Annotated in this window: 24 protein-coding genes and 3 pseudogenes; 20 read left to right on the top strand and 7 right to left on the bottom strand. The window is 39.1% G+C overall.

Annotated elements, in window-relative coordinates:
- The 10 genes and pseudogenes from Xenpb_RS20095 to Xenpb_RS16480 all read left to right on the top strand — a co-directional run.
- Positions 1 to 118: pseudogene (locus Xenpb_RS20095) on the top strand (IS630 family transposase); the annotation flags it as partial.
- A gap of 40 nt (positions 119 to 158) precedes the next feature.
- Positions 159 to 572 carry a hypothetical protein gene (locus Xenpb_RS16520; RefSeq protein WP_187655321.1) on the top strand — a complete coding sequence of 138 codons (414 nt, stop codon included), beginning with the start codon at positions 159 to 161 and terminating at the stop codon, positions 570 to 572.
- 74 nt (positions 573 to 646) lie between these two features.
- Complete coding sequence (locus tag Xenpb_RS20090) at positions 647 to 1345, top strand: DUF4150 domain-containing protein (protein WP_255523171.1); 699 nt, start codon at positions 647 to 649, stop codon at positions 1343 to 1345.
- Positions 1342 to 1518 (top strand): hypothetical protein, encoded by a 177-nt coding sequence (locus Xenpb_RS16510; RefSeq protein WP_187655320.1) that lies wholly within the window; start codon positions 1342 to 1344, stop codon positions 1516 to 1518. Before Xenpb_RS20090 ends, Xenpb_RS16510 begins: the two co-directional genes overlap by 4 nt.
- Positions 1515 to 1931 (top strand): hypothetical protein, encoded by a 417-nt coding sequence (locus tag Xenpb_RS16505; RefSeq protein ID WP_187655319.1) that lies wholly within the window; start codon positions 1515 to 1517, stop codon positions 1929 to 1931. The genes Xenpb_RS16510 and Xenpb_RS16505 overlap by 4 nt, the downstream gene beginning before the upstream one ends.
- A 114-nt stretch (positions 1932 to 2045) precedes the next feature.
- Positions 2046 to 2402: pseudogene (locus Xenpb_RS16500) on the top strand (helix-turn-helix domain-containing protein); the annotation flags it as partial.
- 499 nt (positions 2403 to 2901) lie between these two features.
- Complete coding sequence (locus Xenpb_RS16495) at positions 2902 to 3498, top strand: hypothetical protein (RefSeq protein WP_187655318.1); 597 nt, start codon at positions 2902 to 2904, stop codon at positions 3496 to 3498.
- Positions 3499 to 3822: 324 nt separating this feature from the next.
- Positions 3823 to 4215: a hypothetical protein gene (locus Xenpb_RS16490; RefSeq protein ID WP_187655317.1), complete on the top strand. Its 393-nt coding sequence runs from the start codon at positions 3823 to 3825 to the stop codon at positions 4213 to 4215.
- A gap of 30 nt (positions 4216 to 4245) precedes the next feature.
- Entirely contained in the window at positions 4246 to 4500 is a 255-nt protein-coding gene (locus tag Xenpb_RS16485) for a hypothetical protein (RefSeq protein WP_187655316.1), read from the top strand.
- A 22-nt stretch (positions 4501 to 4522) separates the two neighbouring features.
- On the top strand, positions 4523 to 4942 hold the full coding sequence (locus Xenpb_RS16480) for a hypothetical protein (RefSeq protein ID WP_187655315.1): 420 nt from the start codon (positions 4523 to 4525) through the stop codon (positions 4940 to 4942).
- A gap of 189 nt (positions 4943 to 5131) precedes the next feature.
- Here Xenpb_RS16480 and Xenpb_RS16475 read toward each other — a convergent pair.
- Positions 5132 to 5490, bottom strand: a pseudogene (locus Xenpb_RS16475) (transposase); the annotation flags it as partial.
- Between the two features lie 85 nt (positions 5491 to 5575).
- A complete protein-coding gene (locus tag Xenpb_RS16470) occupies positions 5576 to 6529 on the bottom strand; it encodes a LysR substrate-binding domain-containing protein (RefSeq protein ID WP_187655314.1) in 954 nt (317 codons plus the stop codon).
- 104 nt (positions 6530 to 6633) lie between these two features.
- Between Xenpb_RS16470 and Xenpb_RS16465 the strand changes: the two genes are divergently transcribed.
- From Xenpb_RS16465 to Xenpb_RS16445, 5 genes are all read left to right on the top strand, one after another.
- Complete coding sequence (locus tag Xenpb_RS16465; RefSeq protein ID WP_187655313.1) at positions 6634 to 7734, top strand: tartrate dehydrogenase; 1101 nt, start codon at positions 6634 to 6636, stop codon at positions 7732 to 7734.
- 405 nt (positions 7735 to 8139) lie between these two features.
- Positions 8140 to 9786 (top strand): BCCT family transporter, encoded by a 1647-nt coding sequence (locus Xenpb_RS16460; protein ID WP_187655312.1) that lies wholly within the window; start codon positions 8140 to 8142, stop codon positions 9784 to 9786.
- 147 nt (positions 9787 to 9933) lie between these two features.
- Positions 9934 to 11052 (top strand): aromatic ring-hydroxylating dioxygenase subunit alpha, encoded by a 1119-nt coding sequence (locus Xenpb_RS16455; protein ID WP_187655311.1) that lies wholly within the window; start codon positions 9934 to 9936, stop codon positions 11050 to 11052.
- Positions 11053 to 11106: 54 nt separating this feature from the next.
- The gene (locus tag Xenpb_RS16450; RefSeq protein ID WP_187655310.1) at positions 11107 to 12558 is read left to right on the top strand and encodes an NAD-dependent succinate-semialdehyde dehydrogenase; all 1452 of its coding nucleotides are present in this window, start codon (positions 11107 to 11109) and stop codon (positions 12556 to 12558) included.
- Between the two features lie 20 nt (positions 12559 to 12578).
- Complete coding sequence (locus Xenpb_RS16445; RefSeq protein ID WP_187655309.1) at positions 12579 to 13544, top strand: PDR/VanB family oxidoreductase; 966 nt, start codon at positions 12579 to 12581, stop codon at positions 13542 to 13544.
- Between the two features lie 753 nt (positions 13545 to 14297).
- Here Xenpb_RS16445 and Xenpb_RS16440 read toward each other — a convergent pair.
- From Xenpb_RS16440 to Xenpb_RS16430, 3 genes are read right to left on the bottom strand one after another with little or no spacing between them, the layout of a single operon-like run.
- Positions 14298 to 15071, bottom strand: coding sequence for an amino acid ABC transporter substrate-binding protein (locus tag Xenpb_RS16440; protein ID WP_187655308.1), 774 nt, complete (start codon positions 15069 to 15071; stop codon positions 14298 to 14300).
- A gap of 49 nt (positions 15072 to 15120) precedes the next feature.
- Entirely contained in the window at positions 15121 to 15885 is a 765-nt protein-coding gene (locus tag Xenpb_RS16435; RefSeq protein WP_187655307.1) for an amino acid ABC transporter ATP-binding protein, read from the bottom strand.
- On the bottom strand, positions 15863 to 16570 hold the full coding sequence (locus Xenpb_RS16430; RefSeq protein WP_187655306.1) for an amino acid ABC transporter permease: 708 nt from the start codon (positions 16568 to 16570) through the stop codon (positions 15863 to 15865). Before Xenpb_RS16430 ends, Xenpb_RS16435 begins: the two co-directional genes overlap by 23 nt.
- Positions 16571 to 17279: 709 nt before the next feature.
- Between Xenpb_RS16430 and Xenpb_RS16425 the strand changes: the two genes are divergently transcribed.
- Positions 17280 to 19121 (top strand): YadA C-terminal domain-containing protein, encoded by a 1842-nt coding sequence (locus Xenpb_RS16425; protein WP_187655305.1) that lies wholly within the window; start codon positions 17280 to 17282, stop codon positions 19119 to 19121.
- Between the two features lie 50 nt (positions 19122 to 19171).
- On the opposite strand, the gene Xenpb_RS16420 is transcribed toward Xenpb_RS16425, so the two are convergent.
- Together Xenpb_RS16420 and Xenpb_RS16415 are read right to left on the bottom strand one after the other, a co-directional pair.
- Complete coding sequence (locus Xenpb_RS16420) at positions 19172 to 20092, bottom strand: omptin family outer membrane protease (RefSeq protein WP_187655304.1); 921 nt, start codon at positions 20090 to 20092, stop codon at positions 19172 to 19174.
- A 465-nt stretch (positions 20093 to 20557) separates the two neighbouring features.
- Positions 20558 to 21331 (bottom strand): amino acid ABC transporter substrate-binding protein, encoded by a 774-nt coding sequence (locus Xenpb_RS16415; RefSeq protein ID WP_187655303.1) that lies wholly within the window; start codon positions 21329 to 21331, stop codon positions 20558 to 20560.
- Between the two features lie 361 nt (positions 21332 to 21692).
- On the opposite strand from Xenpb_RS16415, the gene Xenpb_RS16410 reads away from it, so the two are divergent.
- From Xenpb_RS16410 to Xenpb_RS16395, 4 genes are all read left to right on the top strand, one after another.
- Positions 21693 to 22373: an AzlC family ABC transporter permease gene (locus Xenpb_RS16410; RefSeq protein ID WP_187655302.1), complete on the top strand. Its 681-nt coding sequence runs from the start codon at positions 21693 to 21695 to the stop codon at positions 22371 to 22373.
- Positions 22370 to 22702: an AzlD domain-containing protein gene (locus Xenpb_RS16405; RefSeq protein WP_187655301.1), complete on the top strand. Its 333-nt coding sequence runs from the start codon at positions 22370 to 22372 to the stop codon at positions 22700 to 22702. The genes Xenpb_RS16410 and Xenpb_RS16405 overlap by 4 nt, the downstream gene beginning before the upstream one ends.
- 455 nt (positions 22703 to 23157) lie before the next feature.
- Positions 23158 to 24456 (top strand): HlyD family secretion protein, encoded by a 1299-nt coding sequence (locus Xenpb_RS16400; protein ID WP_255523170.1) that lies wholly within the window; start codon positions 23158 to 23160, stop codon positions 24454 to 24456.
- On the top strand, positions 24449 to 26548 hold the full coding sequence (locus Xenpb_RS16395) for a peptidase domain-containing ABC transporter (RefSeq protein WP_187655300.1): 2100 nt from the start codon (positions 24449 to 24451) through the stop codon (positions 26546 to 26548). The genes Xenpb_RS16400 and Xenpb_RS16395 overlap by 8 nt, the downstream gene beginning before the upstream one ends.
- The last annotated feature ends 301 nt before the right edge of the window (positions 26549 to 26849 follow it).

Genomic DNA, 26849 nt, shown 5'->3' with positions numbered 1-26849 from the left:
AACGTTCCGTGAAGCACTTCGCCGCTTTTTTCATATTACCTTGCCAGAAAAAGCGAAAGAGTTGACTACCCGACTGACTGATAACTTTCAGATTCTAAGACCTGCATCTTCAAGTTAAGTGCGTATAGTATGTTAAATCCAAATAGGTATGGAAAAAAATGAAAGAACGAAAAGTTGACATTTATGTAATAATAAATGGTAAGAAAGAAACAGCTCACTTATCTTTATTAAGTACTGATAACAGAGAATGTTTTTTACGTATTTCAATTTCTGATATTTATCAAAACGAGTTTTCTGGTACAGATTTTTTTGATTGTTTTGCAAAATTAAGAAGTGAGCGAAAAGAAGTTATTTTCCTATGCAAAGGAGCCAAAATAAATGTCTACCCATCAGGAATGGCTAGAGATATGGCTTTAGGAATGGCTGCCTACGAGTTCAATTTGGGAGAAGAAGTGAGCCGAGAGAACTTAGTCGGCACTTTTGACTTCGAAGCTAATGATGTAGCCGTTTCTCCCAATGAGCAGCGAGAATATTTTCACCAATGGGTTGAATCAGTGAGAAAAACCAGATAACAAGTTGGTAGTTAAAGCCGGAATGATCTTCCGGCTTTTTTGTATATAGAAACCCCCCTGCTAGGCACAGTCTCTTGAGCCATAGATGTGATCAAGAGACAGCGGCTATGCCGGGGGATACTTATTCTTTTTTAAGAGCCGCTCATTCCCTGCCCTTAGTGGCTGTTGTAGTCACCAATCAGTTCCCGCATTCGCAGCTTAATTTCACTGAGCTGGTCTTGCTGGCGCTGGTACTGTTGCCGGATAGCGCGAGTGTTGTCGCTGTCGGGGATCAGCACCAGACAGCCGTACATGATTTTAACGGTCAGTGTGCCGCCAATAGCTGGATGATTGTCGGCATGCTGCCGGACGTGTGTAAAACCCCGATGGGGCCGTCCACACCGCCGAGCCCCTATCCTGTCATAGCAAAACTGGCAGACAGTTCGGCGCCGGAGAAAACCGTGCGTGCTAATGGCAAACCGGTGGTGGTGTTTACCCGCAGTTTTGTCCCACAAACAATTGGCGACCAGCCCGGTGTGGCGAATGGTGTCAAAAGTGGCACCGTGGGCGGCAAATGCCACCCGAAAGATCACACCCGCACGGTACGCGCGGGTAACAAGCTGGTGCTGCGCCACGGGGATAAATTTTGGATGAATGGGGCAATGAGGGATATCACCGACTATTTTGGCGGGTATTACAACGACACCCGTCCCCATAGCTTTAATGGGGGAATTTCTCCGGCTGAATACGAAAGACAGTGGGAAGCGGCTAAAAATGTGTCCGAAAGTTCTTGACCACTACAGATGTAAATAAAGTCTTAGGCAAGGATAGTCCTTATCCAACTGAAGTAGAGATTGCAATGCCTGGAGGGATCAAATCTGAAGATATATTAGGTGCAAGAGCAGTTAATGCCGATGGAGAAATGTGGGACTATACTATTTTAAATCCAAAGAGGTATGGAAAATGACAGATGTCGATAAAAGAAAAATCAACATAATAATAAATAGGAAAAAAGAAGAAGCTGAATTACATTTGATTACTTCTCCTGATAGGCATTGTTGTTTAAGAATATTTCATAATAACAATCAATTGGCAGAATCAAATGACACTGATTATTTTTCATGCCTTATAGATTTAAGAAACCAATTAAAAGATATAGTTTTTCTTTGCAAAGGGGCAAAAATAAATGTGTATCCATCGGCTATGTCGAGGGATATGTCAGATGGCATAGTGGCTTATGAAAATACATTAGGTCAACATGCCTCATCTGAAGATACGGTTCATATATTTTATTTTGAAGATAAAGATGTTGATGTTACTCCAGAAGAACAAAGAGAATTCCATTTTAAATGGATTGAATCATTACGACAAAATGATTAATTTATGAGCTTAAGTAAAGCCGGAAAGATCCCCATGATCTTCCGGCTTTTTTTTAAGAAGCTGGCCCGTCCTAAATAAAGTTGACACTTTTCTTCACCTATTTAGGAGAGTGCTCTGAAATCAGAAAGTAAACGAACTCAGCGCGATTATTCATTGGCTTTTAAATTGGCTGTTGTTGAACAAGTTGAAAAAGGCGAAATGACTTACAAACAAGCCCAATGCCGATACGGTATTCAAGGCCGTTCAACCGTTTTAGTTTGGCTCAGGAAGCATGGTCAGTTAGATTGGAGTCTAGGTTGTACACCTTTACATCCTCAAGGGGCACCGATGACCACATCTTCATCGCTCACACCAGAGCAACGAATAAAAGAACTTGAGCAGCAACTGGCTGAAATGGAAAAGAAAGCTGAATTTTTTGAGGCGGTCGTGGCTGTTTTAAAGCGGGACTATGGAGTCAGTCTCGTAAAAAAGCCACGCGGCAAACCATCCAGGAGAAAAAAATAGCCGACTTCACTGTGGCTCAATGTACCCCCAAGGGTACATAAGGATACTGGAATTCAAAAAAACCTAGAAGATAGAAAAGGAAAAACGAATAAATTCTGGATCGGAGCTAAAGAATGGCAAGTTGTTCACTCAGGAAATGGGCTTGATCCACACCATCGCATAGTAGAACAAACATTACCGAATGGTCAAAAAGTATATGGATACGCATTAAATCATGATTACGAAAAAGTCTATAAATTTCCGAGTACTTGGTATCCCGATGGAGGTAAATATCCAGGACATAAGCCAGAGAAATAATAAACATTAATTTATTTAACAGAATGGCAACACTATGGTTCACAGTAAATATTATATATATATTAATGGCGTAGAATGCGCTATAGCCGATAACATTGACTTTTTTCACTTGAGTAATCATGAAGGCGATGATTTCGAATTGGTTCTATTAAGATCAAGGGAAATAAAGATGCGGAATAGTGTCAAAGTAAAAAAAGAAGACACTATTACTATATCCTATTATATCAATGACATATGTGTCTATGAATTTGATGGTTATATAATAGACAAAGAAAATACTCTAATAAGCTGTCAAGAGTTTTCATTAGTAATAAAAACTTCTGATGAACCACCTCTTACCATTACTGCTATTTTAAAAGAGTGGGTTAAAGGAAATGATTTTCTCTACTGGAAAAACAACAAATGCAGAGAAGCAAAGAATTTATGGCTAATCGCATGCTTATACTGGCAGCAAATTTTTCCTCCAGAACAAAATAAAACGCTCAATGTTTCACTAAACTTAGAGGGAGTCAATAATTACCTTGATTTCTTTTGCATGCTCGGAGAAGCATTTTGGGGTAAAAGGGGATATATAGGTAGAGATTTTCATGGATTTGATGATTTATTGAGTGATCTTAGCTATGAAAAATCAGAAATTAATATTTATATTGAAAACATGAATAAATTAAGGCTTTTTTTAGAAAGAATTAGTCCTCCTGATTGCAATTACTATGATACCTTTATGGGAGTTTTAGTAGATAGAAAATGTAATATTAACAAAAAATAATTACATAATTAGCCGGAAAGATCCCCGCGATCCTCCGGCTTTGTGTAGTGGTATAACAATCCCGGACACCTCACAAGTGAAGTAGCGCACTGACTTTGGTCACCGTCATAGAGGTGATATTCTCACCTCAACAATCAAACAGGTGACATGATGAAAAGAAGTTTCAGCCCCGAATTTAAATTAGAGTCAGCTCAGTTAGTGTTAGGGATGGAAAAATGAGCCATCGAGATATGATAAGTACACCTAACTGGGGACAGCGTAGCAGAAGTTTTGGTTGGCCTCTAAAACTTGAAGATATACCAAGACTTGATTAAGGAGAATAAGGTGGCGCTAGAAACCATAATTAAAGGTGAAAATGGTAGTCATTTGATTTTAAGAATTTTTTATTTTAAAGGGGAGGATTTTTATGCATGTATTGATATTAAGTCTAGCTGGTATCATGCCAAGGTAAATTTCGACTCATCATATGACAGAATTAAAGAATTTCTTATTTCCTTAGATGAATTAATTTCTAAAAAGGTACTTGAATCCAACTTCATTAACGAAAATGGAAATGTTGATATTAATATTTCAGTTAATCATCTAGGGAAAGTAAAAATAAGTGGTTTCTTATTGAACGATATGCTAGAGAGTTCATCTTTAACATACGAAATAAAATCCGACTTACAAAATTTAGTGGAATTCTATTCTGAGCTAAATTCTGTACTAATTATGTAATTGAAATTTAATTGTTCAGTAAGTTATATATTGATTACTTATATTAAAGCCGGAAAGATCCCTGCGTTCTTCCGGCTTTATCCTTTTTTAAGAGCCGCTCAGTCCCTGCCCTTAGTTGCTATTGTAGTCGCCAATCAGTTCCCGCATTCTCAGCTTAATTTCGCTGAGCTGCTCTTGCTGGCGCTGTTGCTTAATGGTTCGGGTGCCTACCGAGCACCTTGGCATGGTGGATGTGCTGAAATATCCTGTCTTGATCAAGCGCTTAATGCTGTAGTTATGTGTTGAAATATTTTGGGGTAAAATTTGAATGACAGTGAGTATTGGTTTAATTAAATGGCCTGAAGATAGTAAGTCATGTGTTCAGTTATATTTGGATTTCTTACTAAAAGTAACAGATATGTTAAATATAACTTTTGAGGGTTGTGAGAATGATCCTATTCATATTACGCGTGAATACTTAAAGGATAATAAAACCGAAGATGAGAGAGAGGCTGCTCTATCATTTTGGTGGAATTATGTTGATAGCAATGATGGAATTAGAAATTTTAAAGATAAACCGCTCGTAATGGCGCGATTAGCTATCTGCTTTTTATCAATAAAAGAAAAAGATATTCCAGAAATAGGCGAGCATCTATCATGGTTTATTGAGGTTCTAGGATTTTTAGGCTTAAACTTATCTAACGTTATTGTTTTTATGGGTGAATATTTTGAATTTAACCCAAGGTAAATAAGCCATGAAATAACGCCGGAAAGATCTCCGTTATCTTCCGGCTTTCTTCTTTTAAGCGCGGCTCACTCCCTGCTCTTAGCGGCTTTTGTAATCGCCAATCAGTTCCCGCATTCGCAGTTTAATTTAGCTGAGTTGATCTTGCTGCTGCTGGTACTGTTGCTTGATGGTGCGGGTAGAGGCATCGGCGATATCACGAGTGGTCATCCCCTTGGCGTACAAGGTCAGTATTTGCTTGTCTATCCCAGTAATACGGGTCTGATTTTTCCTGATGAGTTGCGGCTCGAAAGTGCTTTCCCGATCACGGGGAATTTGCAATTCCAATGCGACATCTTCAGTCAGTAACGTCTTAGACGAATAACCATTACGGGTATTGGAGCCTGATTTAGGTTGATGTTTCTCATGGCCCAGATGAGTGGCCAACTCCGCTTTAAGCGCGGTTTCAACGGTCAGTTTTTTGAGAAAACGAGAGAGATGGCTCAAATCTTCCGGAGGTTGAGGTTCTTAGCCAGCTCAGAGGCCAGAGTTTGTAGTTGTTTGTCGTCCATAAGTGCACCTTCTTTGATAGTTAATTAACTTGAGTTCTGGTTAGTTAAGGTAATAGATATTTTAGATCTTCAATTAAATTGATCGTCAAATTTTGCGGTTCTTCCACAAGCCTTCATCCGATTTAACCTCAATTTGCTCTGAATAATGCAGTTGAAAATAGCGTTCCAGAAATTCGATTGTCACTCTGATGCGAGCAGACATGGCTAAACGCGTGACATAGACCGCCCAGATATTTGCTGATTGATAATATTCAGGCAGGATATGGACTAATGCCCCTGATTTGATGCTTTCTCTGACATCCCAATAAGAGCGTAAAGTAATGCCATGTCCATCAAGGCACCACTGATGAATAATTTCACCATGATTGGATGACATAGATCCGGTGACTTTCACTGATTGAGAACCGGTACTGTTTTGCAATTGCCAAATTCCGAAGGGGTGATCTCTCTCCTTGATCACCAGACAGGAGTGAGAAGGGAGGTCATTCAGTGTTTTTGGCATCGGGTTACGCGCGAGATAATCCGGTGATGCACAAAGAATTCGGTGGTTAGACGCAAGCTTGCGCGCGATAAGATTATTATCAATATCATCACCAACCCGAATATCCAAATCAATGCCTTCAGTGGCTAAATCGATAATGCGATCTTCTACATCAAATCGCAGTTCTAGTTGTGGATAGGCCTGAATAAGTGCTGATAAAGCAGGCGCAACGAATTGCCGCCCAAAGCCGAAGCTACTGACGATCCTGATTGTCCCTTGCGGCTCTTGCCGAAGTTCAGAAAGTTCATCAAGCATCTGGTGAACATCATTGAGAATACGTTGCGCCCATTCGTATATTCGTTCGCCATCTTCCGTAATCGAGACGCGACGTGTTGTTCTGTGCAATAGGGTGACATTCAAGATGTTTTCTAATATTGCAATGCGTTTACTGATAAAGGCCGGAGATGCCCCAATTTCTTCGGCTGCGGCGACAAAACTGGCTCTCTTGGCGACTAAAAGGAAAACACGCAGATCCTGTAAAATAGGTAAATTGTTCATAAAGCGTAAATTATGTTTCTACATTTTTCAGATTGAATGCAAATCAGTCAATTATAAGATAGCCGGAAAGTCAATTTAGTATCCTGATAAATGAGAGATATCTAATGAAAAAACTGTTTAAAATTGCTGCAATCCCGGGAGATGGCATTGGTCATGAGGTGCTTCCGGAAGGCATTCGAGTATTACAGGCTGTAGCTGAAAAGTGGGATATCTGTTTATCGTTTGAGCATTTTGAATGGGCAAGCTGTGATTATTATCTCCAGCACGGCACAATGATGCCCGACGATTGGTTTAAGCAGCTTATGGGGTTTGACGCTATCTATTTTGGTGCTGTTGGTTGGCCTGAAACGGTGCCTGATCATATCTCGCTTTGGGGTTCACTGCTTAAATTTCGACGTGAATTTCAGCAATATGTCAATTTGCGTCCTGTACGCCTCTTACCGGGAGTGCCTTGCCCGCTGGCGAATAAAAAACCGGAAGATATCGATTTTTATGTGGTCAGAGAGAATACGGAAGGGGAATATTCTACGATTGGTGGTCGCCTTCATGAAGGCACAGAGCATGAAGTGGTGATCCAAGAGTCGGTTTTTACCCGTCGTGGGGTTGACCGTATCTTGAAATATGCGTTTGAATTAGCGCAAAGCCGTCCCCGTAAGTTATTAACATCTGCGACGAAATCAAACGGATTAGCGATTAGCATGCCTTATTGGGACGAGCGGGTCGAAGAGATGGCAAAACAGTATCCCGGTGTAAAATGGGATAAGCAGCATATTGATATTCTTTGTGCCCGGTTTGTGTTAAATCCAGAACGATTTGATGTCGTTGTTGCTTCCAATTTGTTTGGCGATATTCTTTCTGATTTAGGGCCTGCCTGTACCGGAACAATCGGGCTTTCACCTTCTGCAAACCTGAATCCGGAAAGGAATTTCCCTTCTTTATTTGAGCCTGTTCATGGGTCAGCCCCTGATATTTATGGCAAAAATATTGCCAATCCAATCGCAATGATTTGGGCTGGCGCAATGATGTTACCGTTTTTGGGGAAAGATGCCTTAGATGAAGGAGATACGCGTTATCAGGATGCCCATGACGATATTTTATCTGCTATTGAAGCGGTGATAAAAGAAGGGATCGTTACACCAGATATGAAAGGTAAAGCATCGACGCAACAGGTCGGGGAAGCTATTGTTAACCATTTAACTAATTAAAAAATCGTTTAATTATTCTTTTTTTCTTATAAAAACTACACTCTTTTTTAGGGTGTGGTTTTTTTTATGACTTTTCACTTGTTTTTTTATTGTCGGTCATGACCATTACTCTTCTGATTTTTAACGTATCTCACAATATATTATTTACGATGTGTGTTTTATCTATTTACTGTCCGGCTTATTGTTTAAATTGTGTATCAACAATATATTTTAGTTTTTAGCCAAAAGAGGCAATAAGTGTCGTTCCCGCCTATTGCATGTTTTCCTTTTGTCGTGTCTATACCCGATAATCATAACAACGATAATAGGCATTTTGTCGCAATACCAAGTGAATTTTTATATTCAACGGAACTCTATCCCTATGAATGATGGAGGATGCGCACAAAGTGACGAAACGGAGGTTTCATGTTCAGCAACACAAAAAAAGATATTTCCTTAATTGTAATAAGTCTTGCTTGTATTATTGTAATAGCGGTGTCGCTTAGTTTATTTCCTGAAAAAACGAGTGTTATTGCTAACGCAATTTTTAATGGGCTGACGCGTTTACTTGGATCAATTATCCAAATATTAGTTCTTGCTGCTTTAGTGTTTGTTCTGTATTTAGCGATAAGCAAATATGGCAATGTTCGATTAGGAGAAGGAAAACCAGAATACAACACGGTGTCCTGGTTATTTATGTTTATTTGCGCAGGGCTTGGCTCATCGACCTTATACTGGGGGGTAATGGAATGGGCGTATTATTATCAAACTCCCGGTTTGAATATTACGCCTCAAACCTCTAAGGCATTGGAGTACAGTACCAGTTTCTCTTTTTTCCATTGGGGAATCAGTGCCTGGGCAACTTATGCACTGGCTTCACTGATAATGGCTTATCATTTCCATGTCAGAAAAAATAAAGGGTTGAGCTTATCAGGGATTATTTCCGCTATTATCAACATTAACCCTCATGGCTTTTGGGGCCGCCTTATTGACATGATATTTTTAATTGCTACTGTCGGGGCGTTAACGATTTCTTTAGTTGTGACTGCGGCTACATTAAGTGGCGGACTTTCTTCACTAACAGGTATACCTAATAATTTTATTGTTCAAGCTGTAATTACGTTATTAGCTGCACTGATTTTTTGTTTAAGTTCTTATATTGGCATTGATAATGGTATGCGGCGTTTAAGCCAAATGGTGGGATGGGGGGCATTTGGTTTTGCTTTACTTGTCCTGATTGTGGGGCCAACGGAATTTATTATTAATAATATTATTAATACAATTGGTTTAACAACGCAGAATTTTTTGCAAATGAGTTTATTTACCGATCCGATGGGAGATGGTCAATTTACACGTAGTTGGACTGTATTCTATTGGTTATGGTGGATCTCTTATACTCCCGGTGTTGCCATGTTTGTTACCCGGGTTTCTCATGGGCGCAAAATTAAGGAAGTGATTTGGGCGTTGTTATTAGGCAGTACGTTTGGTTGCTGGTTCTTCTTTGGTGTGTTGGAAAGCTACGCAATACATCAATTTATTACCGGTGTTATTAATGTACCTGAAATATTGAATACGTTGGGGGGTGAAACGGCTGTTCACCAACTATTGAATGCCTTGCCATTAGGCCAATTTTTCCTTGCTGCTTATCTCATTATCATGATTATTTTCTTGGCCTCGCATATGGATGCGGTTGCTTACACCATGGCGGCAACCAGCACGCGCAATTTAAGTGAAGGCCAGGATCCCAGCCGGAATTTACGCCTTTTCTGGTGCGTAGTGATTACGCTAATCCCACTTTCAATCCTATTTACGCAAGCTTCTTTAGAGACAATGAAAACCACCGTAGTGCTTACTGCACTGCCTTTTTTAGTGATTCTTCTGATTAAGACATATGGTTTTATTCGCTGGATAAAACAAGATTATGCACACATTCCTGCACATCTTATTGATAGCCCTAACCAGCAAGAACCCGTTGTTGCGTCAACCTCCATGACACCTATAGAGAAAAAAGCATCCCCGCCAGTCATGGCTTCATCAAGAACGTCTATTACGTCTATTTCACTAAATGATTAAACACAATATAAGTAAACAATAAGTAAACAATAAGTAAACAATAAGTAAACAATAAGTAAACAATACATGTAACTTAACGACATGCCCTGACAGATTTCGAGAAGCAATTTGAAAAATGAAGGGGACAAAAAAAATTAAGGAATTGATATGAGCATTCAACACCAGGATTTTACACTACCCAAAAATTTTTGTGCAATCCCAACAGAAGCGTACACCATGCCAGCGCGTTTCTATACTTCTCAGGACGTGTTTGATTATGAGAAAGAGGCGATTTTTGCCAAGAGTTGGATCTGTGTTGCACACAGCAGTGAGCTTGCCAATCCTAATGATTATGTTACGCGTGAAATTATTGGTGAGAACATTGTGATTGTTCGTGGGCGCGACAACGTATTGCGTGCATTCTTTAACGTTTGTCCTCACCGTGGGCACCAGTTATTAACAGGTGAAGGTAAGGCAAAAAATGTCATCACTTGCCCTTATCATGCCTGGACATTCAAACTCGACGGAACTTTGGCACATGCCCGTAACTGCGAGAATGTGGCGAATTTCGATAAAAATTTAGCGCAATTAACCCCGGTAAAATTGGAAGAGTACGCCGGTTTTGTCTTTATTAATATGGACATGAATGCTGGCACAGTTGAGGAGCAATTACCGGGGTTAAGCGCTAAGGTATTGGAGGCTTGCCCGGAAGTTTATGAGCTAAAACTGGCAGATCGTTTCACGACGGTAACACCGGCGAACTGGAAAAGCATTGTTGATAACTATCTGGAATGTTATCACTGTGGCCCGGCTCATCCCGGTTTTTCAACCTCCGTTCAGGTTGATCGCTATTGGCATACCATGTATGAGAAATGGTCATTACAGTTTGGCTATGCGATCCCCTCTGATCAATCTTTCAAGTTTGAAGGCGAATCTTCATTTCATGGCTTTTGGTTATGGCCTTGTACCATGTACAACGTGACACCAATTAAAGGCATGATGACGGTGATATATGAATTCCCCATAGATGCAGAAACAACACTGCAACATTACGATATTTACTTTACTAATGAAGAGTTGACTCAAGAACAGAAATCGTTGATTGAATGGTATCGCGACGTTTTTCGCCCTGAAGATTTGCGCTTGGTTGAAAGCGTGCAGAAAGGGCTTAAATCCCGTGGTTATCCTGGTCAGGGGCGCATCATGGCGGATAGCACCGGAAGTGGAATTAGTGAGCATGGTATTGCCTATTTTCACAACCTTATTGCCCAAACTTACCATGAATAAAGTGGCGTTGGGTAAAGGCAGTCATGGCATGGGTTTAATCAGTGAGGTCATTAAGTGAATATCTTGGATAATCCTTTTTTTCGCCAGCAGGCTTATATCAGCGGGCAATGGTGTGATGCGGACAATAATAAAGAGACATTGGATGTCACCGATCCTGCAACAGGAAAAACCATAGGGAAAATACCTAATATGGCAGCGAGTGAAGCGAGAAAAGCCATTCAGGCTGCGCATGATGCCTTGCCGGAATGGCGGGCATTAACAGGTCACCAGCGTGCCCGGTTATTACAAAATTGGTTTCGTTTAGTCAGTGAGAATAAAAAGCAGCTTGCAGAAATCATGACGTTAGAACAGGGAAAACCGCTGGCAGAAGCTGAAGGTGAAATCGTCTATGCCGCCTCTTTTATCGAGTGGTTCGCAGAACAGGGAAAGCGTACAAACGGGGAAATTATTCCTTCGCCAACGGTGGATAAGCGCCTGATGGTGATTAAACAAGGGGTTGGCGTTTGCGCGGCTATTACGCCCTGGAATTTTCCTGCGGCAATGGTGACCCGCAAAGCTGCACCTGCCCTTGCGGCAGGTTGTACCATGGTCATAAAGCCCGCGAATGAGACTCCATTTACGGCATTGGCACTGGTGGCGTTAGCGATTCAGGCGGGTATTCCTGCGGGAGTGATAAATATTCTCACGGGGCATTCACGCATTATTGGTGAAACATTTACCACAGATGATCGTGTGCGCAAACTGAGTTTTACGGGCTCAACGGAAGTAGGACGTTTATTAATGCGCCAATGCTCAGGCAGTATCAAAAAAGTATCTTTGGAGTTAGGCGGAAATGCGCCTTTTATTGTTTTTGATGATGCTGATGTCGAAAAAGCGGTAGAAGGTGCGATTGCAGCGAAATTTCGTAATGCAGGGCAAACTTGTGTTTGTGTGAATCGTTTTTATATTCATCAGGCTATCTATCCGGCATTCAGCCAGCGTTTCATTGAAGAAGTACAAAAACTTAAAGTTGGTAATGGTTTTGAGCAAGGAACACAAATAGGGCCACTGATTAACGCGAAATCGGCGGATAAAGTTCAATCTCTTTTAGATGATGCGTTAAATAAAGGTGCGGATTTATTATTTGGTGGTCAACGTCATGCTTTAGGTGACAATTTCTTTATGCCAACGGTACTCGGTAACGTTGCCGGAAATAGCCTGCTATTAGAAGAGGAAATATTTGGTCCTGTTGCACCTCTGGTTATTTTTGATGATGAAGATAGCGTTATCGAATCTGCTAATAATACTATTTATGGGCTTGCTGCCTATTTTTATACTGAAAATTCACAACGCATTTGGCAGGTTTCAGAGAAGTTAGAATATGGCATGGTAGGTATTAATACCGGCCTTATTTCTAATGAAGTTGCTCCCTTTGGCGGCGTAAAACAATCTGGTTTAGGGCGTGAGGGTTCGAGCCACGGTATTGAAGATTATTTGGAACTGAAATATCTCTGTCAGGGTTTTTAATGAATAATTGAGAATCACTTATGTCTACTTATCAGAAACTCGGTGTTATTGTCAGTGATATTGAAACTATTACACCCATGATTAAACGATTTACGTTAATACCGGATGAAAACACACAGCTACCTTCTTTTACCAGCGGAAGCCATATCTTTGTGCAGATGCGGGATGGTGATAACCATTATAAGAATGCTTATTCTCTGTTAAATTCCCCTTTTGATGAGCAACGTTATCAAATTGCGGTTAAGCGAGAAGCGTATTCTCGTGGTGGTTCAGCATTTATGCATGAAAAAGTCGCTATTGGAAATAAACTCATTGTTTCTGAGCCGAATAATTTATTTGCATTAGCGCCCGGGGCTAAAAAGCACATATTGATAGCAGGTGGAATTGGGATAACGCCTTTTATGTCCCATTTGCATGAACTGGAACAACAAAATGCTGAGTATGAACTGCATTATTGCTACCGGAATGCCAACGAACCTGCTTTTACACAAGAGTTAATGGCATCAAGGTCTAAGGATAAAGTAGTTTGTCATATTTCATCCAAGGGTTCTCGTCTTGATCTCGATACACTTATTTCTCAATTAGCAGAAGGAAGCCATGTTTATACATGTGGTTCACCCTCATTACATGAGGGGGTAAGACAAGCGACACAAAAGGTTGGTTTCCCTGATCAGCAATTGCATTTTGAACAATTTGCGATTGAAGATAAAACCGGTGATGCGTTTACAGTCGTTCTGGCTAAATCTGGCGTTGAATTGGAAGTGGATAGCGAGTCAACCATCTTACAAGTCATTGAAAGAAATAAAGCCGCATCGGTTGAAAGTTTATGCCGTGAAGGGGTATGCGGTACTTGTGAAACAATGATCTTAGGAGGTGAAGCAGATCACCGTGACCAATATCTCAGTGATGAGGAAAAAAAGAGCCAGACATCAATGCTGATTTGTTGTTCCAGAGCGAAAGGGAAACGGTTAGTGTTGGATTTGTAGTAAATATGGGGCTACGGTCCCATATGCAAATTCTTTTGTTGTGTTTTTTATCCAGAGCCTGTTCCTTTTAAGATCCGTTTTTTCATTGTTTTAATATAAATTGAATAAGTTGTATTTTAAATTCTTCCATCAAACGAATACCAATCAGAGAAAAGCAATCCATATGGAAATTATAATATATACTGCCTAATACATATATGATTATTATACTTATGGTCTTTCAAGTAATTGATGAACAATATCAGATTGTTATTGTCGTGCATTCAATGCACGACATAATACAAGTGTTCAGAAGGCTGAATGTTTAATTTATAACATTATACACGAACTCAGATAGATACATAAAACCGTAAAGCAGTACCGGCGAAAAAATTTCAACTAAAATAAAAATAATAGAAATCAATAACGATGCTAATAAGGTTTTTTTAAACTTCCTGTCTAAAATGAAAAAGTAATTAACCACCGAAGATATTACAAAAAAGGTAGCAAATTTAATGACCATTAATAAAATGAATATCATCCCTACATCCTTTGTTGAAAAAATTTCATTAATAGTATAGGTAACTTAACGAAAAATCATGTTTTTTATTAAGGAAGTGATCTCGGTTCCCATGGGTTTATTTTTCCAACAAACCTAATCCTATTTGATTAGATTTTTGTCATAGAGAGAATGAATATCCAGAGAAATAGAAGATTGAAATGTGAATAAGGCGGTCTTATGAAAATACCGCCATCTTATTAACCAAAGAAAAATTACTCAGAAATATCCACGCCAAAATATCTCTCGGAGATACGGGCATATGTGCCGTCGTCTTTCATCTCTTGCAGGGCTTTATTAACAGCCTCTGCCAATTCAGCATCCCCTTTACGCAGTAAAACAGCGGATTTGCTTGCATCGGCTTGTTGGGCGACGATTTTAACCGGTGCATTAGGGCGCTGTTTTTTAAAATCGAGGAATGACAGACGATCATTTAATGTGGCATCAGCACGTCCGGTGACGACCAAATCAATGGCTTGGTTAAAACCATCTGTACTGACTAAATTTGCCCCGTAAGAGGTTGCCAGTTGCCCGTAATTACTGGTCAGTGATTGGGCTGAGCGTTTTCCTTTAATATCGGCGAAGGTTTTAATATCACCATTGTTATTACGGGTGATCAACACGACCTGAGAGGTTGTGTAAGGAATGGAGAAACTGTATTTCGCTGCGCGTTCTGGTGTAATACCGACTTGGTTGATAACGGCATCAAAACGTTTGGCATCCAACCCTGCGATCAAACCATCCCATTTAACTTCCATGAATTCAGGTTTAACATTCAAACGCTGGGCAATTTCCCGTGCGATGTCCACGTCAAAGCCAGTTAATTTGTTGCTGGCATCGTGATAGGTAAAAGGAGGGTAAGTGCCTTCCGTACCAATCTTAAAGACGCCAGAGGCTTTTATGGCATCAAAATCTTTGCCTGCATAACCGGGGGCAGAAATAGCAAGGGCAGTCGCGCCCGCCAGTAACAGACTCAAAATTTTTTTCATTGCGTTTCTCCGAATAAATAATGTTGCTGATGTTAAACGTGACTGCTCGCTATATTTCCCAATCCGGTAAGGTTTCTGTCAGGGTTGAAATAAACTCGACAGTGCGCACCTTACTGGGGCGGGTGAAAATGGTTTTTGCCGGGCCAGCTTCAATAATCTCGCCGGATTCCAGAAAAACCACATCATGGGCAAGATTGGCGGCCAGACGCAAATCGTGCGTTGCCATTAACATGGTGGTGCCTTCTCCCGCCAATTGTTTCAGAACGGAAACGACTTCTTTGGATAATTCAGGGTCAAGCGCTGAAGTTGGCTCATCACACAGTAGCACTTTGGGGGAAGGTGCCATTGCTCTGGCGATTGCCACGCGCTGTTGCTGACCTCCCGATAATGTGCTCGGCCAGACATCGGCCTTGTGGGACAAACCGACTTTTTTCAACAGCTCCATAGCTCGTTCTCTGGCACGTTCGCGGGGCCATTTTTGTACCCAAATCAGCCCTTCCATAATATTTTCAATCACCGTCAGATGAGGGAAAAGCTGGAAGTTCTGGAATACCATGCCAGTTTGCAGGCTAAAACGCTGGATTTCACGGTGTGGCAGTTTTTCCTTACCGTTAAAGGTAATCTGCTCCTTGCCAATTTCCAGCTTACCGGCCTGTGGGATCTCCAACAGATTAATACAACGCAGCAAGGTACTTTTCCCACTACCGGAAGGGCCGATAAGCGCCGTCAGGCTGCCTTCCTTAATGGTCAGGCTAATATTTTTCAGCACCTTTTGCCCGTCGAAATTTTTCTCAATGTTGGTGAGCTGAATCATCTTTGGCTTCCTTATTATTGCTGCTGCTTTGTTGGGCGAATTTCTTTTCCAACCGGACTTGCAGTGCTGACAGCACTGAGCTTAAGAGTAGATAGAGAATGGCGGCTTCGGTATACAGAATGAGCGGCTGATAGGTAACGGCAGCAATGCGCTGTGCCGCCAGAAACATTTCTGGCACGGTAATAACCGAAGCCAGAGAAGTATCTTTTACCAGTGAAATAAAAGTATTGGACAGAGGGGGAATTGAAACCCGTGCTGCTTGTGGCAAAACAATCCGACGCAGTGATTGCCACCAACTCATGCCGATAGAGTGAGAGGCTTCCCATTGCCCTTTAGGAACCGAAACTAATGCTGCGCGGATCACTTCTGAGGTATAGGCGCCAACATTCAGGGTAAAGCCGATAACCGCGGAGGTGAAGGCTTCCAGTGTAATGCCCACGCTGGGCAGGGCGTAAAAGATCAAAAACAACTGTACCAATAAAGGGGTGCCACGGATTAACCAGACATAAAACCGAGCTACAGCAACCAGTGGCTTAGGGCCATATAGCCTGATTAAAGCAACGATAAATCCCAACGAGATCCCAAGTGCGAAAGTGATCAGCGTGAGGGGAATGGTGAATGTCAGGCCGGCGTACAACATCGGCCACAGAGAATCCAGCGCTAAACTGAGCCAATCTGGGGTCATAGAATCTTCCTAATAGATTGATATTAAAAATATGTTTATTTTTTATAAGGTTGTTTTAATGATGATATGGCAAGAAAAGGATATCGTTATATACAATAAAGTTATAGCTTAGAACTTAAGGGTGAGTTGGCGATATATGTAAATGTGGTAAGAGATAAACTGATAATAAATAGTAATGTTATTGTGTTTTTAAATTCTTATTTAAAATAAATGACTTTATTAATTCGTTTTTAGAGTTTTTTTATAAACATTCTTGCCTAAATTATGAGGAAAATAAATACAAGATATAGTGGTGAGTCTAATTGTTAACTTCAAGTGTGTTATCGGAGTAATCTTAAAGGTATTATTAATGGCAGGTAAAATCAGGGGGTTAGTGATGGCAGACAATGTATAATGATAGGATTAGCCTGATATATTTATTTTCTATGGATGAAAAACATTGCATTCCATTTGTATTTAATATTTACTTTCTCACCTTCTTTTCAAGAAATTTATAAAGTTAATTATTCTAACTTCTTGCTTAAATATCAGTTTCTATATAGGAGTTGATTGCTAATCCTTAAAATAATCGCTGTGTTTATTTTTATACATGTAAAAGATATTTTTGCAAAACTATAATTAACATCACTTGAATTTACTTGTGTTTTTTATTCATTGATTAATTGATTTTTTTGATAAAAAATTTATCTGTTTTTATTATGGTGAAACAATGAGAAAGATTTTATTGGCTTTAATTAGTGCTGTATCTGTGCAGTCTTCTTACGCTTCTAATCAGAATAACAACGCATTTAACAAGAGCGTTTCTATGGGCCAGTCATTTATTTCTGAAAATGCTGTTCACTCTGTCGCTATGGGGGGATCTGAAATTCAAGAGGGGGCTTCTCGATCTGTATCCATGGGGGATTCGAAGGTTCGGAAGGACTCTAAGCACTCTTTCGCAGCGAGCAATAGTGGCGTTGAGCTCTCAAGTATTAATTCTGTGGCTATAGGGGGTTCAGTGGTTGGTTCTAATTCATCATATTCTGTGGCTATAGGGAGTGCAACGGTTGGTTCTAAATCAACACATTCTGTCGCTTTGGCAGAAGGTAAAATTAAAGAGCGGAGCAGCTCTTCTATAGCTATAGGTTTTCAATCAAGAGTTGAATCTGATGCACCGCGTTCTTTTGCTATAGGGGAAAAAGCAGTTGTTCATAAAGAACATGGTATTGCCTTAGGTCCGTCAGCAATTTCTCGCCATACTAATGCAATTGCAATCGGGAGCAACGCGGAAACTGATAGAGAAAATTCAGTTTCATTTGGAAATAGCAACAATCCTAGTAATAATAAGCAGTTAACGAATATTGCTGATGGTACAAGTGATAACGATGCAGCGACTTATGGTCAATTGAAGAAGTTGGAAACAAAAATTGATAATTCAACATTGGCAATGAATTCAGTAACAAGTTCAGTGGCAGATGCAAAAGCATCAGAGTTGGCAGCGGATAACTCAGCGCAAGCTGCGAAAGCGTCAGAATTGGCAGCAGATAGCTCAGCGCAAGCTGCGAGAGCATCAGAGTTGGCAGCAGATAGCTCAGCGCAAGCTGCGAAAGCATCAGAATTGGCAGCAGATAGCTCAGCGCAAGCTGCGAAAGCATCAGAATTGGCAGCAGATAGCTCAGCGCAAGCTGCGAAAGCATCAGAATTGGCAGCAGATAGCTCAGCGCAAGCTGCGAAGGCATCAGAATTGGCAGCAGATAGCTCAGCGCAAGCTGCGAAGGCATCAGAGTTGGCAGCGGATAATTCAGCACAAACTGCGAAGGCATCAGAATTGGCAGCGGATAATTCAGCACAAGCCGCAAAAGCATCTGAACAGGCGGCAGATACCTCAGCAAAGGCTGCGAAAGCATCGGAGCAGGTAGCAGTGCAGGCAGCTAAGGACGCGAAAGCATCTGAAATCACGGCAGAAGATTCAGCGCAATTAGCGAAATCATCTGCAACAGCCGCAGAAGAACATGCGAATACAGCCGAAAGCGCAGCAGATAGGGCTGAAAAAACGGCAACAGAAATGGATAAAAAAATCAACTTGGCTGCCGATCAAGCAAGTAAAGAAGCTGTTAAAGAAGTAAAAGAAAAAACGGAACAGTTAGACAAGAAAGTTGAAGAAAAAACGGAATATGTAGAAAAGAAAATCGAGGGGAAATCTAATGAACTGTATAAGTACGCTCGGGATATAAACGAAAAAGCTGAAAATTATTATATCCATTCTGAAAAACGCTTTAACGCATTAGAGTCAGAAATGCGTCAGAGTATTCGTCAATTAGATAACAAAATTAATCGCGTAGAGAAAAGGGCAAATGCCGGGATTGCCAGTGTTGCGGCAATGACCAATATCCCTTTCAGCAATACGAATCGCTTTAGTGTTGGCGTGGGCTTAGGGCAATATCACGATGGTAGTGCGGTTGCGGTTGGTGCTCAGGCCAAACTCACAGAGAATGTGAATATTAAAGCTTCTACAAGCTGGAATAATGCAGAAGGTGCGGTCTTGGGAGCAGGTATTGCAGTTGGTTGGTAAATTTGATTAACAGGCGCTGAGGTGCGCCTGTTTTTTTGTTTTTTCACAAATTAAAAACGGTATTGAACACCCGCAGAAATAGTATAATGGGTATTACTCATGCCACCCGCATTACTATAGGTATGAGAGCTACGGTTGCTATGATCAGTGGCTTCAATGTTACCTTTCTTACTGTTAGTAAACTTATTCCAGCTAAATTCGCTGAATATTTTCATATTTGGCGTAATATAATATCCGGCATCAACGGCGATAGCGTAATAACGTGATTGATTGATTTTGGTTTTGTAAGTTGAATGACGCAGGATATGCTCATCTTTGTCTTTTGCCTGAACCCACGGGCTGAATTTCAGCAATGTATTGAATTCAAAATCCTGATAACGGTATTGCCCGGCCAGCCCCATATATGGCATATTGAATTTTTGCTGGTAAGTAATTATGGGTTTATTCTCTAATTCAGAGACTTGGTTATTATAATCTGCTCTTCCTCCAGTTGCAGTCCAACTAAATTCGGTTTGTTGATAACCAAGTACGCCACCGAGTTTGTAATTCGGTTGCTTCAATACCCAACCTTTTAAATTAAGATCAAATTCACTGGCACTATTCAGCTTAGTATTTTCATGATGGGACCAATGAGTCCATTTAGATTGGTTTGGATTTGACCAGTCATAATCATCCATTTTACCGTTGCCTGATGATAGTGTTGTCCAACCTCGTGCATTCAGTGTCAAATGCGACAAAGCATCCCAGGAAAGATCACCTTTAATAATTGTGGTGTTTTTAATTATCCAATTTAATTCACTGTTTTTATTTCCGGTGTTAGGGCTATAAACATATTCATTTGACTGGCCTGAAAGCCAACCCAATGAAGTACTTACTGATACACTGCTTGGTGTAAAATTAATAGGACTCGCGTTTGTTGTTTGGGCTACAGCTAAACCCAAAATACCTAATGTAATTAAATTAAGTTTCATTAATTATGTTTCCTAGATTAGAAAGGTAGAAATCATTCTCCATATCAATATTTGATTGCTCTATTGAATACATGAGCGAAGAAGAAAAATTAAAAATAACTTATTTTTGAGAGTCTTTTTGTTTACTGAATATAGATGAGCGCTACTTATAACGACGGTGGCATCTTAATTAAACGTAATAATTTCAACCACATAATTCTATATACAATAGATGTTTCTCATTAAAGAGGTTTGTTTATTAACATAATTAACTGATGAATGCCACTATTATTCTGGTGAGGGCGGGTGCTTTAGTATTATATGTATACCTAATAAAAATTATCTTTTTTATTTGTTTTAATGATGTGAGGTAATATATTGCAGACAGATTCAGTCACATCCAACCACATAATTATTAGCTATGTGGCTGAATGTTTGCTCTTTTGTCGCTTCGCTGTAAATTGGAATTGAGTAGATATATTCCAATTATTCACTCTTTTCCTCAGCGAAATATTTATCCCATATGCGTTGATAAGTACCATCCGCTTTTATCTCAGTAATAGCTTTATCTACTGCGGTCTTTAATTCGGTGTCATTTTTGCGAAGCAATACGGCAGATTGTGCTGCCTGAGTATCAGCCGCAACAATTTTTACCGGTGCATCCGGACGATGTTTTTTGTAGTCGAGGTAAGAAAGTTTATCGTTGATGGTTGCATCGGCACGGCCTGTGCTCACGAGATCCACTTCTTGATTAAAACCGTTAACGCCGATAATGTCTGCACCATAATTTCTGGCGATCTGGGCAAAATTATTGGTCAGGGTGTGGGCTGATTTTTTACCTTTTAAGTCACTGAATGTCTTAATCTCGTTATTATCTTTTCGGGTAATCAGTACGGCTTCTGAAATTACATAAGGCAGGGAGAAGCTATATTTTTTCTCGCGCTCTGGTGTAATGGCGATTTGGTTCATCACCGCATCGGAACGCCCTGCATCAAGGCCACTAATCAAGCCATCCCATTTGCTTTCAATAAATTCAGGCTTCACTTTCATACGCAGAGCGATTTCACGGCCGATTTCCACATCAAATCCAGTCAATTTGCCTGATGTATCATGGTAACTGAATGGAGCATAAGCGCCTTCTGTTCCAATCCGGAATACACCTGTGGAGTGAATGTTATCGAGTGTGGATTGCGCATAGGTGAGTTGCGTAAATCCAAACTGGACAATACCCGCCAATAATATGTTCAGTAATATCTTCATCTTATTTCTCCGAGAGGAATCTATTGTTTTTAAAATGATTATCACTATAACGGGAATATCAAAAGCCTTATATATAAAATAAAGTTATATCATATTGGGAACATATAATTTTTCGAAAAGAGTTACAATAAATAAGCGTTATTACTTATTGGGTAGTTTGCATTAAATGAGTTTATGTCACAAATTTTATTAAAGTAGTTGTCATGATATATAGCCTGCTATATCTTTAATCTTCCACTCATAATATAGCTCAATGATAGAATGGCTATTCTTTCATCATGAAATATTTCGATGATCTCACTACGTTAAATATAATTCTCAATATAGGTGATAAGTGTTGAATCCGTTTATTAGGAAAGGCATGGTTGATTCTTTGCCTGTCTGTGTCTCTTTTTTCTTTATTTTTACTTCTATTGGTGCACTTTATCAAAGTCACGGTGTTCCATTAATGGAAACGCTGGTTGGCTCATTATTGATATATGCTGCGCCGTTGCAGGTGGCTGCGGTAGGTTATCTGGCCGATGGTGCGATATTCTCCGTTATCATTCTGGCACTGTTGATCAACTTCCGGTTTTTCTTGATGGCGATGGTTATGACGCAATATTTTCAGGGTATTCCAAAGCGAAATATTTTGCTGTCGATGTTGGGATTTTGTGCCAGCACTTATACGGTAACGCATTCTTATCTTTCTACGGAAAATATCTCAGATGGAAAATCTCAATTTCATTTTTATTTGGGTGTTGCCATACCCTGTTTCGTGGTGACTTTTTGTGCCACTTTATTGGGCTATATTTCGGCAGAGCACCTGAATTATGAGTCCCTTTCTCTGTTTCTGGTGATGTTAGTTCCCATTCATTTTGCTTCCCTGACTGCCAAACGTTCGGGCAAAGATCTGTCTGTATTGGCGACGGTAATGGGAGGATTATGCGCACCACTATTGAATGAAGTGAATATGAAATTAATGGATCTGGCGGTGCCTGTTTTGTGTGGGATTGTGATTGCACTCATTGAGCGGAAAATCAGAAAGGATAGAACATTATGATGTTGTTAATCGTATTAATGGGCGTGGCTAGTTTCGTGTTAAGAGCGGCTCCTTTTCTGATAAGAAATAATAAACTCTTCAACGGAAAAAATTTACTGATTACTTCATTGGATTATGCCATCTGTTTTATTCTGGGAACAATTATCGTTAATATTTCACTGGGTAATTTATCCTTAAGTGAATTAATTGAACAGTTTGATATCAAATATATGCTTGCACTGGTAACGGTCGTGTTGGCTTATTTTATCAGTAAATATACGAATTCAATATTAAATAGCCTGATGCTTTCATTGCTGTTTTTTATGTCGATGCAGTGGTTGCTGAACTAAATAAAATATAACATAAAAAAGCTACTGTATATTACAGTGGCTTCAGATCGCTGACAAACCTCGTCAACAATAACGGGGTTTGTTGATTCCAGCATAAATATTTATATTTCCTATTTTCTTTATTATTTTCTCTCAACTGCCTTCCAGATGGTGATTTTGCTTCTTGTCACATTAAATACGCCCGCTATCTACTTTACGAACCAGATGATTTTGAGGCAAGGATTTGTCAAGCGAGAGAGCTTAACCTCATTTATTCTCAATACAGTATGACAAAACCGGAAAGAGTTCCATTCCATCAAGGAATTTTACTAACGGTTTATACTACGTTAAGGTTAAGTATATTACATTATAGTCGTTAAAATAAATTAGTAACACCTCCATTATATTGATAAATAATAATTTAATATTGCATCTTAAATCGCAGTGACTAAATAAAACACAAATGTTAATTACACATGGCTGCTATGAATAATTTATTTAGGAAAGAAGCTATAGAAAATAAAAAATCCAAATGGACTGGAGACGCACTATTAATAGCAAGAATTCCAGCTTGGATTATTTGTGTTGTCTCATCGGTTTTTTTAATTATTTTATTTTTATTTATTACTTTTGGCAGTTACACAAGGCGCATTGACGTCTATGGTGAAGTGATAACCAATCCCCATCCAATAAATATTTTTTCTTCTCAACAGGGATTTATTTCCCAGGAATTTGTCAATGTGGGAGATTTTGTAAAGCAAGGACAAAAAATTTATCAGGTGGATTTCAGTCAAATTACAGATTCAGGAAAAATCAGCACTAATACAAAAAACTCATTAAAAAACCAATTAACGCAGATTAATAATATTATCCAAAGCTTACAAGATGATAAATACACCACTTTAGAAAGCTTGAAAGAACAAAAAAAGCAGTATGAAGCATCACAGGAAGAGTCTAAAGTTATTGTTGACAATGCCCGCCAGGGGGTTGAATTTGCAAAGGAAAATATGGAAAACTACAAGCTCTATCAGAAACGCGGGCTTATTACAAAAGATCAATTTAATAGCTATGGCTATTCCTATTATCAGCAACAAAACATTTATCAGAATCTATACAGCCAGTATATCAATGACGCATTGAAAATTACTAACTTGAATAGTGAAATTATTCTTAGACAAACTGATTTTGATAAACAAATTTCTCAATATAAAATTCAACGTGACGATTTACAACGAAAATTAACTGAAATGGCAGCCAATGGCGCGCTATTAATCACCTCCCCGATTAATGGACGCATTGAATCACTCGGTTTCACCGTTGGTCAGACGATAACCTTAAACGATATTCTGGCTCAGGTTATGCCATATGATATCAAATCTAATTACTATTTAATCCTATGGGTTCCTAATAGCAGTTTACCGTATGTTTCGAAAGGAGATGCAATTAATATACGCTATGATGCCTTCCCATTTGAAAAATTCGGGCAGTTTTCAGGACAAGTCGATAATATTTCATATATCCCTGCTTCTGCCCAAGAAATGTCTCATTATAGAAGCTCTCCTATAAACAAAGCCGGAGAAAAAAGCGAATCCTATTATAAAGTTTTAGTTGCCTTAGATAAAAATCAGTTTGATTACAATGGAAGAAAATTAAATTTATCTAATGGCATGAAAGCCCAATCTACTTTTTTCCTTGAGAAACGCCCCCTTTATCAATGGATGTTCTCACCATTCTATGACATGAAAAAAACATTGATGGGGCCACAAAATGGATAAAAAATATTTTGAAATTATTACCAATAAGCTGAATCTGGGATTCAAAAGGAAAATCCCCAAAATTTTACAAACTGAGGCAGCAGAGTGTGGATTGGCAAGTTTAGCAATGATTTTTCATTATCATGGGTTACAAATTGATTTATCCCATTTACGTAGCCAATTCGGAATTTCTACACGTGGAGTTGCACTAACTACATTGGTTAGTATTGCCAGCGCCCTTAAATTCAAAACCAGAGCCGTATCACTGGATCTTGATGAACTTCACGCATTAAAATTACCCTGTATTCTGCACTGGGACATGAATCATTTTGTTGTTTTAGTTAGAGTTAAGAATAATAAAATCACCATTCACGATCCGGCATTTGGACACCGGGTCTTAAGTACACAAGAGTTCTCCAAACATTTTACTGGTATTGCATTAGAATTGTGGCCAGGTAATGATTTTGTTCCTGCCAAAAAACAAAACAGATTGCGTATAATATCACTGCTAAATAATATTCAGGGACTTAAGGCGACACTGGGGAAAATTTTCTTCTTATCCCTGGTGATAGAAGCCATTAATATATTGACTCCTGTAGGTACGCAGCTAATTATGGATCACGTTATTATTGCTAAGGATAATAGCCTATTAACTATTATTTGTTGTGGTTTGCTTGTCTTTACTCTATTTAAAGTGAGTGTCTCTACTTTGCGTAGCTGGACTTCCATTACGATGGAAACATTTGTTGATGCTCAATGGAAATCAGGGGTGTTCGATCATCTCATGAAATTACCTTTGGCTTACTTTGAAAAACGTAAGTTAGGTGATATCCAGTCACGATTTGGTTCATTAAATATCATACGTACTACGTTTACCAAAAATGTTGTGAATAGCATTATTGACGCGATTATGTTGATTAGTGTTTTCATTATGATGTTACTCTACGGTAACTGGCTCGTTTGGGTAGTCTCAGGATTCACTATTACTTATGTCATCTTAAGGTTACTCACTTATCAATATTATAGGCAACTTTCCGAAGAGCAAATAGTTAAGGATGCCAGAGCAAATTCCCATTTTATGGAAACTTTATATAGCATTAACACATTAAAATCCTTGGGATTATGTGAAAATCGGGCAAAATCCTGGTTAAATTTGAGTATCGATACTATTAACTCAAATACCAAACTTGCCAAAATAGGTACAATCTTTGATATCGCTAATACTTTTGTCATTACTTGTGAACAAGTTATTATTCTGTGGCTAGGTGCATCATTAGTTATAGATAATCAAATGACTCTTGGAATGTTTGTCGCTTTTAACGCCTATCGCGGGCAATTTGCTGATCGGGCAAGTAATTTGATTGATATGGCGCTCAGATTGCGCATGTTAAATTTACATAATGAACGCATCTCCGATATAGTCCTTTCTGAACCAGAAAGAGAAGCACCAAACCGGGATATTGGCATTTCAGGGTTACCCGCAGAATTAACTATTTGCAACTTACATTATCAATACGACAACTTATCAAAACCCATCATTTCTAATTTTAATCTTAATATCAAAGCGGGAGAAAGTGTAGCTATTGTTGGCCCATCTGGTGTAGGAAAAACAACATTAATGAAATTAATGTGTGGGTTATTAGAGCCTAGCAAAGGCACTATTTTAATTAATGGACTGGATGTTAATGTTATTGGTCTGAATAATTACCGTAGATGTATTTCTTGTGTACTACAAGATGATAAATTACTTTCTGGCTCTATCGCTGAAAATATATCTGGGTTTGATCTCTCTCCTAATCTTGAATACATACAAGAATGTGCTAAACGTTGCAATATTCATAATGATATTTTATTAATGCCGATGGGATATGAAACACTCATTGGTGAATTAGGTAGCGGAATGTCCGGTGGGCAAATACAGAGGCTATTGATAGCCAGAGCCCTTTATCGCCGACCAAGCATTTTATTTATGGATGAGGCAACCAGTCATCTTGATTTGACTAATGAAAATTATATCAATGAATCGATATCAACGTTAAATATCACCAGAATTATTATTGCGCATCGGCCATCAACAATTGCATCTGCTAAACGCGTCATTACAGTGTCATGAATCGTTCCTGAAAAGGCATATGAAAAAATTAATTAGCGTAGACCATAAGTTATAATCGATTGAATGCAATTAATTTTTCTTTCTAATAAAAGTTAGTTATAAATTTTTAATTTGGTATAACCAGTAATAAATAACGTCAGAAACATCCTCTTACAAAGAAACCCATCATAAAATAAGGTTAACATTAAGAAGTGGTTGGGTTAATTTAATGTTAAATAATTGTTGTTTAATTAATGTTAAGATTAAGTGATTTATGATAATACATGAGCAAAAAAAGAATTTGGTTACAGAAAGATATAAA

It is taken from the genome of Xenorhabdus sp. PB62.4 (assembly GCF_014467285.1).
GTDB lineage: Bacteria > Pseudomonadota > Gammaproteobacteria > Enterobacterales > Enterobacteriaceae > Xenorhabdus.
This window is presented reverse-complemented; position numbering and strand designations above follow the sequence as displayed.